This window comes from Alishewanella sp. SMS8 (genome assembly GCF_030737935.1).
In the GTDB taxonomy this organism is placed as follows: Bacteria; Pseudomonadota; Gammaproteobacteria; order Enterobacterales; family Alteromonadaceae; genus Alishewanella; species Alishewanella maricola.
This window is the reverse complement of record NZ_JAPJEA010000001.1, coordinates 828,145-842,867: the sequence shown is the minus strand read 5'-3', so window position 1 is coordinate 842,867 and position 14,723 is coordinate 828,145. Positions and strand designations below refer to the sequence as shown.

Genomic DNA, 14,723 nt, shown 5'->3' with positions numbered 1-14,723 from the left:
GACGCATAGCTCAGCTGGATAGAGTACTCGGCTACGAACCGAGCGGTCGGAGGTTCGAATCCTCCTGCGTCCACCATCTTAAATTGGGCAGTACCTTACACAGTACTTTAATCATTGTGTAGACAACTTGCTTGACCCTGGACGCATAGCTCAGCTGGATAGAGTACTCGGCTACGAACCGAGCGGTCGGAGGTTCGAATCCTCCTGCGTCCACCATATACGAAGAACCCGCTACGGCTAACGCCATAGCGGGTTTTTTCATTTTGACGTGATGCAAACTGACGCAGGCGGGTGAGAAGCTCCGTTAGGTTCGACAAACTTATCGGGAATAAGTTGGCGCGCACTTTAGTGCGACCCGTAGGGCAGGCGGCAGGATAGCCGCCTGTTATCCTCCTGCGTCCACCCTATACGAAGCAACCCGCTTAAGTTAACGCTTGAGCGGGTTTGTCATTTAAGGCCTATATTGTTAATTAGCTAAACGTTTTCGCCGTTGGCGAGATACTTTCTTTTGTGTCGCCAAAAGAAAGTATCCAAAGAAAATGCGACCCCACTTCCGCTCGAAAGCCCGACTGCTCATGCGCTGTCCAAGGCGAAAACATCACTCGCGCTATGCTTCGCTGCCGCACTCAAACACCCGTTTTCTTAAAACCTTGGCCAACGATGATCAGTCGGCTCGCTCTAAGGGGAATAAAAAGCCAGAGTGGTATTCGCTTAGTTGAATAGCTTGTTTGTGCCAAAAGTGGTCTTCTCCCTAAGACATTTACTAAATATTATTGGTTGTTATTACAGACAAGTCATATCGAAAGAGCATCGCGTTTCGTTGAGCGGGTGTTTCAGTATTAATCACGAATAATAAAAGTTTCTGTACCTATTACTCGTTGTTAAAAGGTCAAAATCGATGTAGTGTCAGTAGCATGAATTTTACAAAGGCTGAAAAGTCCGTTTTTAAATAAGGAATTTTCCGTCGAATAAGCTGTTAACTGTCCGAGATTGGTATCGTGGAATCAAATATTGTCTACGCTGAATATAGCTATTTGAGAGTAGTAACCGGTATTTTCTATCTGCTCTTGCCAGCGTTATATTCAGTATTTGTGCTTTGGAAATCACCATTCAAGCAGATAGCAAAGGCCGTCGTGTGGTGCTATTTGTGGTGTTTTGTTTGTCTTGTGGTTTACCTTTTCGTCCCACCAATGCTTTGGTTTCTTGAAGGTGAGGTTAGCGAAGAGTTGTTTATCCAGCTTACAGACCCTTATGGACAATTTCTTTCAGCGCTAGATTGGATAATTTTAGCTTTTGCTGTAGCTGGCACAGCAGTGATCCCAGCTAAGCTAAAGCAAAGATGGAAAGTCTAGCAGCAACAGTTAACAAGGCCAGTCAGCAATGGCCACTGCGTGGCCTGGACCTCAACCGCTACGCGGGTTTCGGCCGCTGCTGGCAGCGTTATATCCTGACCTTTAAGGAAAGTCATGAGTTACATATTAAATAATTTCACAGGCAAAAATAAACTTTGGGAAGTGTTTTGGTTACACAATTTTCTGCTTGGAGGCGTAATCACGACAGCGATAGATCCTTTGCTTGAAAGCGATTCAATAGCTCTTTTAATCACTGTTGCTGTATTCAGTGTGCTCTGGTGTATATGGGTTTTTGTAGGTCTGTGGCAATGTGCGTTTAATACGAGCTGGAAAGTGTTCGGCTATATTGCTAGGGGAATTGTGGTTTTGGGAGTAGCAGCAATTCCATTAATATTTTTCGTCGAGTAAGGGATATAACAAAGCGCTGTTTCGGACTGTTTTGTTCGCTGCGCTCCAAAACAGCCGCAAAGCGCGGCGTTAGGGCTTCAGCATGGTTTATCTGATACTTGAAGCACGAGCTCTGGATGAAGTCGTTAAATTGCCTGGTGTTACCATTTGGGCAGGTAGCAATGTATTAACGGAACTCAACCACAAAGAGTTGGTTGCAAAAGGCGTAAATGTTACCAGATTTAATCACCCCGTCAGTGGGGCAATCAGAAGCGAGTTGGAGGATGCAATTGAAACAATTAAAGAACATCATCCAACTGAAAGTATTTGGGTTCAATATGCAAGTCAGCCCTAACAATACGCAACACTCGCTCCCGTTGGTCGCTGGGACGTCAACCCGCTGCGCGGCTCGTCGCCTGTGTGCTTTGCGTTATGTACCTTAGCTAGTTTGGAGTCGTATATTGAAGCGTGTGATTAAAATTTTACTTGTGATATTACTATGCTTTACATCTATTTTTGCTGTTTCATTTTATGTCCAGCAATCTAATAGGGATTGTTTAAATATCCCTGAGTCTGAAGCCGTTGATATGATCAACAGAGTTTTCATGGCGAAACAACACCAAGCTTCAAGCGATGGTTTTATGTTTGAACATAAATTGGTAAACCTACGATATTCCCATGAATTATCTCGTGAAATAGATAGTGACAGTAGTTTGGGTTTCATTGAGTTGCAATACAATAATGAAGCTAATAAAAAAGCTCTAGTTGCAGTTATTTATAGCAACTGTGAATTACAGTTGATTAATGGCACATAACAAGTGCCTCAATTCGCTCACAAGCTCGGACAATTAATAATGGGCTATTGTCGCTGCGCTCAATATTTTAGCCGATTAGTAATTGCCGCTTAGGCAGGTGTTAAAAGCCAATAGGGGTAAGATGAAACTTTTCGATTTTCTGGCTCTGATGAGTGAAGAGAAATATCCAATTCGCATAGAATATCGCGAACATATGGGATGCATTGATGTTGAGGTGGACGCTTTTTCAGAGCGTTGGGTTGTGTCTTTTGACGAAGGTGGGTTCGTAGACTTTTTGGTCTACAGAGATATTGACGCACCAGACAATGAGAATGTGAAGTTGTTGAGTTCACTTATTAATCGTCCACAACAATCTTGGTTGGATGCAGCTGAAGACCTTGAGATACTGTTTATATCACCATACATATTTATCGGCTCTGATGGTCAAGAATATCAAATTACGGGCTTATTGCCTCAGTTTGGTGGACCTAACGGTACCCTCATTACATCTCGCAAGGACTCTGAAGAAGCTTGTTTTGAAGCCTCTAAGCTTAAAGGTTTTCAAGGAACGGGGCTCAATCCAAGTTACTATGATAAATATGACCGTGAGCACGTCATTGAAACATTACAAGATTGGGGGTGGAATTCAAAAGAGCCAAAACCCACATGGTACAGTGTCTAAGTTTATAAAAAATTGCTTAATTTTTGTTCCAGCAACAAAAAGCGTGGCCTGGTCCTCAAACGCTGCGCGGGTTTCGGCTTGTGCTACGTACGTTAAAACTTTAAATGGTTAAGTTTATGCACCCACACCAATCAGAAAAGCTAAAGGCTTTGGTTAGAAAAGGTAAATGGTCTTACGTTTTAAAACACGGTGTGCTTGGCTGGGGAGTGCCAACAGCCATTCTGTGGTCAGCGATCATGCATTTTATAGACAGCATACCTTTTAACGAAAGTATATTTCTCGCGCTTGTGTTGTTTCCAATTGGTGGGTTATTTTGGGGATTATTCATGTGGTTTTTTATAAAGCGTGAAGTCAGTAAGTTGCAACAAGATTAGTTATAACAAGCCAACTTTATAGCTAGCTGCGATGTTAAAGCGCGGCTAAGTTTTCTGCGCTGAATTTGGCGCTGAGGAGAACAAAATGGAATCGATAACACACCCAACCGCTATAGCACTAATTTACTTTTTAGGAATGCTGTTTATCGGTAGTGCTATACAGTGGACTTTTTTAATCAAGTTGAAAAAGCACCATCCGGAACAATGGCAGCACGCTGGTACCCCGACCATTATGAGCAATGGTGATCTTGTAAAAGCTTGGCCAACCACTAAGTATTTAATACAGAAACTATATAAAGAATCCAATTCAAGCTCCGGTATTAAATTTTGTGACCTTTATCGCTCACCGATGATATATGGTTACTTTTTAACGGCTATTTCAGTCCCTTTGTTTTTTGCAAGTATATTGCTATTTGGCTGGCCTCCGGCTTGGTCCTAGGGTATTTCTAACTCGCGGTTTGAATTGCACAAATTTACGTTGGCTTGGTTTTGCGCCGCTGCAATTTAGCCAACATGTTTTTGCTAATTAAGGCGTTAGGCTCACTTGGATGCATAGTGAATATTAAATTTTTTATTTTTTTGTTACCTTTCGTAATTTTTAGTCCTGACGTTTTCACTCAGGAGAAAATTTCTGACAAGCCTGATTGGCAAGCATTCTTCGATAAGCATCAAGCAACCGGCACTATTCTTATCGTTGACGGTCGTGGTTCAACCGAAAAAGTCAGTGTTTATGATAGAGCACGAGCGAATCAGTGCTACTCACCCGCATCCACCAACAAAATCCCTCATACCCTTTTTGCGTTAGATGCCGGAATAGTTAAGGACGCATTTCAGGTGTTTCCGTGGGATGGCGTTAAAAGAGAGTAGGAACCTCATAATCAGGATCAGAATTTGCGTTATGCTATGCGGTATTGTGCACTTTGGGCGTATGAACGTTTTGCGAAGGCGCTAGGTGAGAAAAATGCAAAGCGCTATTTACCGCCTAATCAGTGAATGCAGCCACCCAAAACGGCGGCTGATTTAAGCGTTATAATGTATTGCATCATTTGCGTAATAAGGAATAGAAATGAACGGACCGGCAAAAAATGGCGCTTTAATATATTCTAATAATATTCATTCGCTTGCTAAATTTTATACTGAGTTGTTTTCGATGAACGTGACGCGGGAAACGTCAGAGCTCGTTAGTCTGGTTAAAGACGGCTTTAATATCGTTATCCATGTTCCACTAACTACAATGCCTACACCAGATTTCAATTCAATTAAGCTGTTTATGGCAGTCGATGATCTTAATGCCGCTAAATTGAAAGCCGAGCAGCTGGGCGGTCAGTCATTTGCAGGTGTATGGTCTAATCCAATATTTAAGGTATGTAACATAGCAGACTCAGATGGTAATCATATTCAAATACGTGAGTTCAGCTGATAACAATACGCATCACTTGCTGCCACTGGCTGTCGAACACCAACCCGCAGCGCGTTAATTTTGGGCGTAAGGCGCTACAAAAAATTCTCTGAGGAACGATAAAAATGGCTGCACTTAAGACAAAGGCAACTCACGCCAGTGTTGCAGACTACATATCCACACGTGCTAACGACAGCCAAAAGACAGATTGTGAAACCCTAATGGCGATGTTTAAGAAAATTACAGGGCAGCCACCGAAGATGTGGGGTCCAAGCATCGTCGGCTATGGCTCATACAAGTACAAATACGAGAGTGGCAGAACGGGAGAAATGTGTTTAACCGGCTTCGCTATCAGAGGACGAGAACTTGTTGTCTATTTAAGCTGCGAAGATACAACCCATGCCTCGCTGCTCTGTAAGCTTGGCCAGCACCGTATGACCAAATCCTGTTTATACTTCAAGCGCCTTTCCGATCTAGATACAACTGTGCTGGAGCAGCTAGTTATTAACTCCATCGAGAAGATAAATGCTCGGTATAACGAAAATAACGACAGTTAACCCATTACTCAAGCTAAACGGCAACGGCGAAAAAGTTTACTACTATCATCTTATTAAATGTAAATACAATCCCTGTACGCTCCTCTTTTTCATCCCTGAAAAAGACGCCTTAAGCCAACGTTTTCTTCGCTGTTAACTTGCCAAGCTGCAACCCAAAAGTACTTCAAAAGCTTGGGTCGTTTGTTGCTGTTCACCCCATTACATTGCAAGCCGGTCAACTTGGCGCGGCCAAGGTTTTAAGACGAGGGGTGTTTGAGCGAGGCACGGTAGTGCCGAGCGAGTTACCTCGTCGCCTTGGTCGTGTCAGGTTGAGCCGGGCTTTCGCAGCAATGTAGGGTCGCATTTTCTTTGGATACTTTCTTTTGGCGACGCAAAAGAAAGTATCTCACCGCAGGTGAAATCTTGCCTCGCCGCTTAGGCTAAGTTACTGAAATGAAGACCAAACTACTTGGGGTAAAAGAGGTCATTTATAGCTAAGCGAATACCGCTCTGGCTTATATTCCCCTTAGAGCGAGCCGACTGATCATTGTTGGCCAAGGTTTTAAGAAAACGGGTGTTTGAGTGCGGCGACGGTAGCGGCGCGCGAGTTACGTTTTCGCCTTGGACAGCGCATGAGCAGTCGGGCTTTCGAGCGGAAGTGGAGGCGCATTTTCTTTGGATGCTTTCTTTTAGCGACGTAAAAGAAAGTATCTCGCCAACGGCGAAAATGTTAATAATTACAGGCTGATGCAAATGAAATTTGCGGTTACTTTGAGTCATTTATATTAAGAGATAAAGGTGTCAAGCGAAACGCCATAGTTTTGCAATAATGCCGCTACCCGTGACCATGATATTTAGTCGTTTGATTTTCGAAAATATGCTATAACAGCAACATAGTTCCTCGAGGGCAAATTCATTCGTGTCCATCGCTAACGGTCAAACGCTTCCACCATCTCTTTCTGCTGCTTCAGCGCCAAACGACGAATTGGTGCTCTGCCGGCATTGTGATTTATTACAACAATTACCCAGTTTGCAAGCCGGACAAGAAGCGCATTGTCGCCGATGTCATTCTCAGCTGGATGCAAGACAGCCACAGCCCATCTTACGTCCAGTCTCTTATGCGGCTTCGGCGCTGTTTATGTTGTTAATGGCGAATTTATTTCCTTTCGTCAGTATGGGCTTAGCCGGTAACCATAGCGAAATGCATTTTTTTGATGCGTCTTCGGTATTGTTTAATGAGTATCACCAAAGCTTAGCAATCTTAGTTTGGTTATTTATCCAAGCGGTTCCAGCATTTTGTATGGTGGCAGTGATTTATTTAAAGTTGGGTATGGTTTACCGTTTGCCAGCGCGTATTTGGGTGGCCCGCGTGCTGTTTATGTTGAAGCCATGGAGTATGGTGGACATCTTTTTGATGGGGTTGTTAATCAGCTTTGTTAAGTTGGTTGCCGATGCCGATATTTCACTGGGTCCAAGCTTTTGGGCTTTTTGTTTATTTTGTTTATTTCATTTACGTACTTTTCAGGTGATCGACCGCCATCAACTCTGGTCGAAGATTGCGCCGAGCCCGCAACCGGCAGTAGCGGCGAAAGTCGGGCAAAGTGGTTTAAGCCAACAGCTAAAATTATGCCAGTGTTGCACCGCGATTATGCGTGAGCAGCATACGCATTGTCCGCGCTGCCATAGTAGGGTGCATGCCCGCAATCCTGAGAGCTTGCAGCGTACACTCGCACTTTTGCTGGCGGCTTGTATTTTGTATATACCGGCAAATTTGTTACCCATAATGCGTACGGTCTCTTTTGGCAGTGTTACCGACTCAACCATCATTAGTGGTTTATTGTTAATGTGGCAAGACGGCGAATATCCGGTGGCGATTGTGATATTGTTAGCCAGTGTGGTGGTGCCCATAGTGAAAATCATCGTGATGTTCTGGTTATGCTATTTGACAAAGTACCCCACAGCCAGACAAGGTAAGATGAGCACGCAAATTTACTTATTGGTGGATTGGGTAGGTCGCTGGTCTATGGTCGATGTGTTAGTGGTGGCCATTTTGGCAGCTTTGGTACGGTTCGGTTTGCTGATGAGCGTCTATCCCGGAGTGGGGGCGTTAGTATTTGCTGCAGTGGTGGTGATTACCATGTTGGCGGCAATAAGTTTTGATCCGCGTTTGCTGTGGGATCAGCAAGCTGAGACAAGGAGAGATGTGTGACAGAGGCAGAGTTAGTGAAGGCCGAGGTAAGTCCGATCAAGCAGTGGTCACCGATTTGGGTAGTGCCTATCGTCGCTATCCTCATTGGTTTGTGGATGTTATATAACCATTTTCAGCAACAAGGCGCGATGTTGTTGCTCGTGGCAGAAAACGCGGAAGGTATTGTTGCCGGTAAAACCCAAATTAAGAATCGTAATGTCGATGTTGGTCAGGTGGTCTCGGTTGAATTGAGTGAAGATCTTAGTCAAGTGATGATCAAAGCGCGTATGAAACCGAATGTGACGCCATTGTTAAACGAAGCGTCACAGTTTTGGGTGGTAAAACCTCAAATTGGTCGAGGTGGTGTAACCGGCTTAAATACCCTGATGTCGGGTTCTTATATTGAATTACAACCCGGTGATGCGACTCGGGTGGTGCTCACCCATCCGTTATTAAATACCCCACCCGTTGCTTCAGCTGATGCACCTGGTGTGCGTGTAAAATTACAAACCTCTGATGCGGGCGGCTTAACCATTGGTGATCCGGTGTTATACCGAGGCTATGAAGTGGGCACCGTGGAAAGCAGCGAATTTGAACTAAGCACGCGCAGTACGCATTATCAGTTATATATCAAACAACCTTTTGACGTGTTGGTTACTGAAAATGTGCGGTTTTGGCTGAGTAGTGGCTTGTCTATCGACTTATCGGCAGAAGGTTTGTCAGTGGATGTGGGCTCTGCCGCTACTTTACTGAGCGGTGGTGTCAGTTTTGATGTGCTAGATGGTTGGCCTGTTGGTGCCGCGGCCGAAAATGGTACCGAGTTTCAGTTGTTTCCGGATAAACAAAGTATTCAAGACGGTATGTATTATCAGTTTGTAGAGTATCTGGTCTTTTTTGATGAATCGGTACGCGGCTTAAAGGCCGGTGCGCCGGTTGAGTTTAGAGGAGTGCGAGTGGGTACCGTTACCAGTGTACCGTTCTTTTTCGCGATGAAAAAACCGTTTGAAGTTTCGTTGAATCAGGGGGTGCCTGTTCTGTTAAGAATTGAAGCCGGCCGGCTTTATGAAAACCTCACCTTAGCGCAATTGGGTAATGAACTTAGCCAGGCGGTAAGTCGTGGCCTACATGCCGTATTAAAAACCGGTAATTTATTAACGGGAGCACTTTATGTCGATTTGGATATCAACAGCGAGCTATTAGCCGATAGTCGGCAACAAGCGTTGTATAACGAGCAGTTGTTGTTAAGTCGCCAAGCGGGTTATCCCAGCTTACCCTCAGCGCGCAGCGGTTTTAGTAACATTGAACAAAAAGTGCTGATGGCATTGGATAAAGTCAATAATCTGCAATTAGAAGAATTCTTAACGCAGGGCCAACAAACCTTGGCAGCAACAGAGCAAATGCTAGCCAGCAGTGAGCAATTATTAGCGACCTTACAGCAGTTTGTTAGCCAACCTGAGTTACAGCAGTTACCGAGTGAATTACAGCAAAGCTTAAATGACTTACGCCAAGCGTTAGCCGGGGTAAGCCCAGGGTCAACCGCTTATGAACGAGCGGGAATGAATTTGCAAATGATGGATCAGGTACTAAGAGAGTTACAACCGGTGTTGAAAATGTTAAATCAGCAAAGTAATGCCTTACTGATCAATGCCAGTGATAATGCCGATCCGCAGCCAAGGAAAGCTCAACAATGAAACTACATTTACTTGTTATACTGGCCTTGCTAATCACCTTAAGTGCATGCAGCAACACTGTTAATAGTACACGTTATTATCAGGTTGCAGCACCAAGTGCCAAGCCAGTCGAGTCAGCAGCGATAGCCGCATTAGCCATTGCGCCAGTGAGAGTGGCGAGTTATTTAAATGGCAGTGGTTTAGTGGTGCAACAATCAAAGGTCGAGTTTAGTATCGCGCGACAGCATCTGTGGACAGACTCCTTAGAGCAACAGTTGCAACGTCAGCTTGCCGAGTATTTATTGACCAGTGTGCCAAAGTTGGCGTTATTGCCACAGCCGACCGCACAAGTTGCGCTATTACGCTTAGATATAGACCGTTTTTATGCCGATGCGGATGGTCAGGCTGTGGTCAGTGGCCGTTACAGTATTAGCGACGAGAAACGAGTGCAAACACAAGCCTTTTTGTACCAGGTACCGCTGGCCGATGCCGGTTATCCAGCCATGGTAAACGCCTTGAGTATAGGTTGGCAGCAGTTATTACAGGACATCACCTTAGCTGTGCAGCAGCAATAACGTATGTGGGGGGGGGGCATATTTAGCTGTTTGGATGTCTAGAAATTTAAATGTCTTAACTCTTGACGCTAAGCGGGCAATCGGCTACAAGACCTATAGTAAGTATCACGCTAATTTATTTTATTATCACAATAGTTTAGACCATACTTTGTTAACTATTGTCTAACGCTTGCTAAGGTTTTTAAGCAAGCGCCACTGTGTAAACACGTTGAGGAATTTAACGATGGTTGCTGATTTACTATTTGAAGCGGCGGGATTGATGCTGATAGGCATGGTCTCGGTGTTTACTTTTCTATTTTTGCTAGTGGTGTTACTGCAACTCATGAGCAAAACGATCCAGCGTTATTTCCCTGTTAAACAAACCGAAAAATCATCTCACGTCAGCACAACGGCTGCCGGCGGTGTTTCCCCTACTATCATTGCTGCTATTAGTGCTGCAGTGCATCAGTACCGTCAAAAACAATAAACAGACCAAGAGGATACTGGCATGACGAAGCCTTTGTTATTAACCGAGCTGGTGTTGCGCGATGCACACCAATCGTTGTTGGCTACCCGCTTACGTTTAGAAGATATGCTGCCAATCGCCAGCAAGTTAGATAAAGTCGGTTACTGGTCAATGGAATCTTGGGGTGGGGCCACCTTCGATTCTTGTATACGTTATTTAGGTGAAGATCCTTGGCATCGCATTCGCGAATTAAAAAAAGCTATGCCAAACACCAAGCAGCAAATGTTGTTACGCGGTCAAAATTTACTGGGCTATCGCCATTATGCCGATGATGTTGTCACGCGCTTTGTTGAACGCGCCCACGACAACGGTGTAGATGTATTCCGCATCTTTGATGCCATGAACGATATTCGTAATTTGCAAACCGCAGTACAAGCGGCCATCAAGGTGGGCGCGCATGCTCAAGGCACCATTTCTTATACCGTCAGCCCAGTGCATACCATTGATATGTGGTTGAATATGGCGCGGCAGTTAGAAGATATGGGTTGTGACTCCATTTGTATTAAAGACATGGCCGGTTTACTTAAACCTTATACTTGTGAAGAGTTAATTACCCGTTTAAAAGAAGAAGTAAAAATACCCATTGCTATGCAATGTCATGCCACCACCGGTTTAAGCACCGCTACGTATCAGAAAGCCATTGATGCGGGTATTGATATGCTTGATACCGCCATTTCTTCTATGAGTATGACCTATGGTCACACTGCAACGGAAACAATGGTTGCAATCACTGAAGGCACAGAACGTGATACCGGGCTGAATATGGAGCTGATGGCAGAAATCGCAGCTTATTTCCGTGATGTGCGGGCGAAATATGCCCAGTTTGAAGGCTCATTAAAAGGCGTTGACGCCCGAATTTTATTAGCGCAAGTGCCAGGTGGCATGCTAACCAATATGGAAAGTCAGTTAAAAGAACAAGGCGCCATCGAGAAACTGGATGACGTACTAAAAGAAATCCCTCGCGTGCGCGAAGATCTGGGTTTCTTACCGTTAGTCACACCGACATCGCAAATTGTGGGTACTCAGGCGGTATTAAACGTCTTAACGGGCGAGCGCTACAAAACCATCACCAAAGAAACAGCGGGTGTGTTAAAAGGGGAATACGGTGCCACACCGGCGCCGGTTAATGCGGAATTACAGGAAAAGGTCTTGGCCGGTGGCAAAGCCATTACTTGCCGTCCTGCGGATGTATTAACGCCAGAGTTAGAGAAGCTTACCGCAGAACTCACCGAACTCGCGAAAACCGAAAACATCGATTTAGCCACTGATACTATTGATGACGTATTAACTTATGCTTTATTCCCACAAGTGGGCTTGAAGTTCCTGAAAAATCGTAACAATCCGGCGGCGTTTGAGCCTGCACCGGTTATGCCTTCTTCTTCTGCAAAAACAGCCGTGGCAGAGCGTCAACCACAGACTAACAATGGCCCAGCGAGCTATAGCGTGCGGGTAGACGGGAAAGTGTATGAAGTTGATGTTGCGCCAACAGGTGAATTAAGCAGCGTTAAACCGGTGGTATCAGAAAATATCCCTGGTAGCGCCTCGGTTACCGGTAGTGCAACGTTAAATGCCCCCTTAGCCGGTAATATCTGGAAAATCGTGACCAAGCCGGGTGCCAGCGTGCAACGGGGTGATGTGGTGATCATTATGGAAGCGATGAAGATGGAAACTGAAGTGCGGGCGGTGGCCAATGGTACTGTCTCGAAAATTCATGTTGCGGCCGGTGACTCTGTCACGACCGGTGATGTGCTAATCAGTTTTGATTAATGCAGTGTTGAGATAACAAGGATTTCTGATGGAAGCTATTCAAACACTGATTGACTCAACGGGGTTAGTGCACTTTAGCCTTGGCCAAATCATTATGATGTTGGTTGGGGTGTTGCTGCTGTTTTTGGCTATCGCCAAAGGTTTTGAACCCCTGTTGTTAGTACCGATTGGCTTTGGCGCAATCTTAACTAACGTACCCTTAGCCGGTATGGGTGAGCCTGGCGGGGTACTCTATCTGTTTTATGATATGGGTATTACCTCGGGTTTATTCCCGTTGCTCATTTTCCTTGGGGTGGGTGCCTTAACCGACTTTAGCGCTTTAATTGCTAATCCGCGGATGTTGTTTTTAGGGGCCGCCGCACAGTTTGGTATTTTTGCTACGCTACTTGGGGCTATCGCACTGAACTGGGTACCCGGTTTAAGTTTTACCATGAAAGAGGCTTCAGCGATTGCCATTATTGGCGGCGCTGATGGTCCAACGGCGATCTTTTTAGCATCGCGCTTAGCGCCTGATTTGCTTGGCGCTATTGCGGTAGCCGCATACTCATATATGGCGCTGGTGCCGCTGATCCAGCCTCCTATTATGCGAGCATTAACTACACCAGCAGAGCGGAAGATCCAAATGACACAACTGCGTGTGGTGTCTAAGCGCGAAAAGATCGTCTTTCCTTTACTGTTGTTAGTGCTCACTATTTTGTTATTACCTACCGCCACGCCGTTAATTGGTATGTTTTGTTTAGGTAACCTAATGAAAGAGTGTGGTGTAGTTGATCGTTTAAGCAAAACCGCACAAAACGAGTTAATTAACATCGTTACCATTTTTTTAGGCCTCGCGGTCGGTTCACGCTTAAGTGCCGATAAATTCTTAACGACCCAAACCTTGGGCATCCTGATGCTGGGTATGGTGGCGTTTGCTATCGGTACCGCTGCCGGTGTGTTGATGGCAAAGTTCATGAATAAGGTATCAAAGCAAAGCATCAACCCGTTGATTGGCTCTGCTGGGGTTTCTGCGGTACCGATGGCCGCAAGGGTATCGAACAAATTGGGTTTAGAAGCTGATCCGCATAACTTCTTGTTAATGCATGCGATGGGACCGAACGTAGCAGGTGTTATCGGCTCTGCTGTGGCTGCCGGTATTCTGCTGGCTTTAGTGGGTTAGTGCTTAACACCATTTAATCTAATGGTTGACCTCGCTTTACTGCGAGGTCATTTTTTATCGAATATATCCAAATTATAACTGTTAAGTCCTTTAGATGTTTTGCTGTTAAGATTTACCTATTTTCGGATATGCAAGAGTTGAAGTTGCTTTGTTGATGAGTAATTTTAAATTGATGTTTGTTTAACCATTCTTGGTATTTTTTTTGAGTAAATTCAGGTCGTTGTGTATACCAAGCATAACCTCGACGCCGCTCCATAGAAATCTGATGTACATCGAAATAAATCTGTCCATCCCGGTCGCCGAACAATGCTTTGTTGCTACCAATTTCAGCAAAACGTGGCCAAAGCGGCCCAGCATCAGCTTGGTATTGTAATTCTCTAATTTCAGGATGCCAATATTTTTGCTGTAGGCGGTGACGCTCAAACCAGGCCATGGCGGCATGGATCCTATTTTGTAAAATAGTAGAGGGCTCTGGTAGGTCCATTAAGAAGCTTAATATCTCAGCACTTTCCATGCTTGCTAGTGCAGGCATTTCGTAAGCTCTAGCCCAAGAAGGCTGTAGTGTTAAGTGGTGATATTGTGCTGCCCACAAACTATAACCCTGACTATCACATTGTTGTAATCTAATTACCAACTTTATTGCTTTTTCTAGAGCTAACTCAGCTTGTTGACGAATCTCAGGAGAAATGAAACTGAATGGCGGTTTGGCTTCGGCAACTGCGAATAATAAGTGCATGATATTAACCATGACACCATCATTAAAAGTAATATGATCATGATAATTACCCCGCAGAGGATAATTTTGCGGCCAACCGCCATTAGGATATTGTGACTGTAAAATAAGTGAAAGCCCATTATAAAAGGCATGCTCATAGCGGCGATCATTAAGAAGAGTATAAGCCTTAGCCAAAATATGAAGCTGTGAAGTGGTAGCATGGTTATCGAAAGTGGGAACGTAGTTGGGCTCGACCCCCCAAAGTTGGCCGGATAGTCGTGGCACAGACATGTCTGTTCTTTTAGACCAACCCCCACTTGGTGTTTGCCATGTTAGTAGCGCGGATAATATGTGTTGCCCCGCTAATGAAAAATACCAGTCATTCTCAGCATTCACGTCAAATCCAAATTTTGAGGACGGAGTAGGTAAGGGAATATTCTGTCTGTCCAATGCTTGAGACTCGAGTACTAATACTTGTTGGTCATTTTCTATTGTTTGTGCTGACTTTAGGTAATACTCTGCCCATACGGACTGCTCTGGTGCATTGCTCAATCTTACCTCTTGCCAACTAAGCAAACAAAAAAAGCCAATTAAAAAAAGAGATTTCATATATTTTCACC

General features: G+C 44.7%; 17 protein-coding genes and 1 tRNA gene. 17 read left to right on the top strand and 1 reads right to left on the bottom strand.

The window, feature by feature from the left end; genetic code table 11:
- Positions 1-139: 139 nt before the first annotated feature.
- The 17 genes from ORJ01_RS03830 to ORJ01_RS03750 all read left to right on the top strand — a co-directional run bounded on the left by ORJ01_RS03830 (position 140) and on the right by ORJ01_RS03750 (position 13,388).
- Positions 140-216, top strand: a tRNA-Arg gene (locus tag ORJ01_RS03830).
- Positions 217-998: 782 nt separating this feature from the next.
- Positions 999-1,352, top strand: coding sequence for a hypothetical protein (locus ORJ01_RS03825; RefSeq protein ID WP_306177024.1), 354 nt, complete (start codon positions 999-1,001; stop codon positions 1,350-1,352).
- A 114-nt stretch (positions 1,353-1,466) separates the two neighbouring features.
- The gene (locus tag ORJ01_RS03820; RefSeq protein WP_306177023.1) at positions 1,467-1,760 is read left to right on the top strand and encodes a hypothetical protein; all 294 of its coding nucleotides are present in this window, start codon (positions 1,467-1,469) and stop codon (positions 1,758-1,760) included.
- A gap of 82 nt (positions 1,761-1,842) precedes the next feature.
- Positions 1,843-2,094, top strand: a complete 252-nt coding sequence (locus ORJ01_RS03815) for a hypothetical protein (RefSeq protein WP_306177022.1) — start codon at positions 1,843-1,845, stop codon at positions 2,092-2,094.
- A gap of 106 nt (positions 2,095-2,200) precedes the next feature.
- Complete coding sequence (locus tag ORJ01_RS03810) at positions 2,201-2,554, top strand: hypothetical protein (protein WP_306177021.1); 354 nt, start codon at positions 2,201-2,203, stop codon at positions 2,552-2,554.
- A 121-nt stretch (positions 2,555-2,675) separates the two neighbouring features.
- Positions 2,676-3,215: a hypothetical protein gene (locus ORJ01_RS03805; protein WP_226749660.1), complete on the top strand. Its 540-nt coding sequence runs from the start codon at positions 2,676-2,678 to the stop codon at positions 3,213-3,215.
- A 116-nt stretch (positions 3,216-3,331) separates the two neighbouring features.
- The gene (locus ORJ01_RS03800) at positions 3,332-3,589 is read left to right on the top strand and encodes a hypothetical protein (RefSeq protein WP_306177020.1); all 258 of its coding nucleotides are present in this window, start codon (positions 3,332-3,334) and stop codon (positions 3,587-3,589) included.
- 85 nt (positions 3,590-3,674) lie between these two features.
- Entirely contained in the window at positions 3,675-4,028 is a 354-nt protein-coding gene (locus ORJ01_RS03795; RefSeq protein WP_306177019.1) for a hypothetical protein, read from the top strand.
- A 116-nt stretch (positions 4,029-4,144) separates the two neighbouring features.
- A complete protein-coding gene (locus ORJ01_RS16185) occupies positions 4,145-4,456 on the top strand; it encodes a penicillin-binding transpeptidase domain-containing protein (RefSeq protein ID WP_371930708.1) in 312 nt (103 codons plus the stop codon).
- A 199-nt stretch (positions 4,457-4,655) separates the two neighbouring features.
- On the top strand, positions 4,656-5,009 hold the full coding sequence (locus tag ORJ01_RS03785; RefSeq protein WP_306177018.1) for a VOC family protein: 354 nt from the start codon (positions 4,656-4,658) through the stop codon (positions 5,007-5,009).
- Positions 5,010-5,113: 104 nt separating this feature from the next.
- Positions 5,114-5,545, top strand: a complete 432-nt coding sequence (locus ORJ01_RS03780) for a DUF1801 domain-containing protein (RefSeq protein WP_306177017.1) — start codon at positions 5,114-5,116, stop codon at positions 5,543-5,545.
- 898 nt (positions 5,546-6,443) lie between these two features.
- A complete protein-coding gene (locus ORJ01_RS03775; protein ID WP_306177016.1) occupies positions 6,444-7,733 on the top strand; it encodes a PqiA/YebS family transporter subunit in 1,290 nt (429 codons plus the stop codon).
- A complete protein-coding gene (gene pqiB / locus ORJ01_RS03770) occupies positions 7,730-9,403 on the top strand; it encodes an intermembrane transport protein PqiB (RefSeq protein ID WP_306177015.1) in 1,674 nt (557 codons plus the stop codon). Before ORJ01_RS03775 ends, pqiB begins: the two co-directional genes overlap by 4 nt.
- A complete protein-coding gene (locus ORJ01_RS03765; RefSeq protein WP_306177014.1) occupies positions 9,400-9,957 on the top strand; it encodes a membrane integrity-associated transporter subunit PqiC in 558 nt (185 codons plus the stop codon). Before pqiB ends, ORJ01_RS03765 begins: the two co-directional genes overlap by 4 nt.
- 223 nt (positions 9,958-10,180) lie before the next feature.
- Complete coding sequence (locus ORJ01_RS03760) at positions 10,181-10,423, top strand: oxaloacetate decarboxylase subunit gamma (protein ID WP_226749670.1); 243 nt, start codon at positions 10,181-10,183, stop codon at positions 10,421-10,423.
- 21 nt (positions 10,424-10,444) lie between these two features.
- Positions 10,445-12,229, top strand: a complete 1,785-nt coding sequence (gene oadA, locus ORJ01_RS03755; protein ID WP_306177013.1) for a sodium-extruding oxaloacetate decarboxylase subunit alpha — start codon at positions 10,445-10,447, stop codon at positions 12,227-12,229.
- Between the two features lie 28 nt (positions 12,230-12,257).
- The gene (locus ORJ01_RS03750; protein WP_226749672.1) at positions 12,258-13,388 is read left to right on the top strand and encodes a sodium ion-translocating decarboxylase subunit beta; all 1,131 of its coding nucleotides are present in this window, start codon (positions 12,258-12,260) and stop codon (positions 13,386-13,388) included.
- A gap of 112 nt (positions 13,389-13,500) precedes the next feature.
- On the opposite strand, the gene pelA is transcribed toward ORJ01_RS03750, so the two are convergent.
- Entirely contained in the window at positions 13,501-14,712 is a 1,212-nt protein-coding gene (pelA, locus tag ORJ01_RS03745) for a pectate lyase (protein ID WP_306177012.1), read from the bottom strand.
- Positions 14,713-14,723: the final 11 nt, after the last annotated feature.

What these genes read in the sequence shown, in the direction of transcription:
- ORJ01_RS03795 (WP_306177019.1), top strand. Translation starts at nt 3,675, where the DNA reads ATGGAATCGATAACACACCCAACCGCTATAGCACTAATTTACTTTTTA.
- pelA (WP_306177012.1), bottom strand. Translation starts at nt 14,712, where the DNA reads ATGAAATCTCTTTTTTTAATTGGCTTTTTTTGTTTGCTTAGTTGGCAA.
- ORJ01_RS03760 (WP_226749670.1), top strand. Translation starts at nt 10,181, where the DNA reads ATGGTTGCTGATTTACTATTTGAAGCGGCGGGATTGATGCTGATAGGC.
- ORJ01_RS03765 (WP_306177014.1), top strand. Translation starts at nt 9,400, where the DNA reads ATGAAACTACATTTACTTGTTATACTGGCCTTGCTAATCACCTTAAGT.
- ORJ01_RS03750 (WP_226749672.1), top strand. Translation starts at nt 12,258, where the DNA reads ATGGAAGCTATTCAAACACTGATTGACTCAACGGGGTTAGTGCACTTT.
- ORJ01_RS03815 (WP_306177022.1), top strand. Translation starts at nt 1,843, where the DNA reads ATGGTTTATCTGATACTTGAAGCACGAGCTCTGGATGAAGTCGTTAAA.
- ORJ01_RS03780 (WP_306177017.1), top strand. Translation starts at nt 5,114, where the DNA reads ATGGCTGCACTTAAGACAAAGGCAACTCACGCCAGTGTTGCAGACTAC.
- ORJ01_RS03805 (WP_226749660.1), top strand. Translation starts at nt 2,676, where the DNA reads ATGAAACTTTTCGATTTTCTGGCTCTGATGAGTGAAGAGAAATATCCA.
- oadA (WP_306177013.1), top strand. Translation starts at nt 10,445, where the DNA reads ATGACGAAGCCTTTGTTATTAACCGAGCTGGTGTTGCGCGATGCACAC.
- ORJ01_RS03785 (WP_306177018.1), top strand. Translation starts at nt 4,656, where the DNA reads ATGAACGGACCGGCAAAAAATGGCGCTTTAATATATTCTAATAATATT.
- ORJ01_RS03820 (WP_306177023.1), top strand. Translation starts at nt 1,467, where the DNA reads ATGAGTTACATATTAAATAATTTCACAGGCAAAAATAAACTTTGGGAA.
- ORJ01_RS03800 (WP_306177020.1), top strand. Translation starts at nt 3,332, where the DNA reads ATGCACCCACACCAATCAGAAAAGCTAAAGGCTTTGGTTAGAAAAGGT.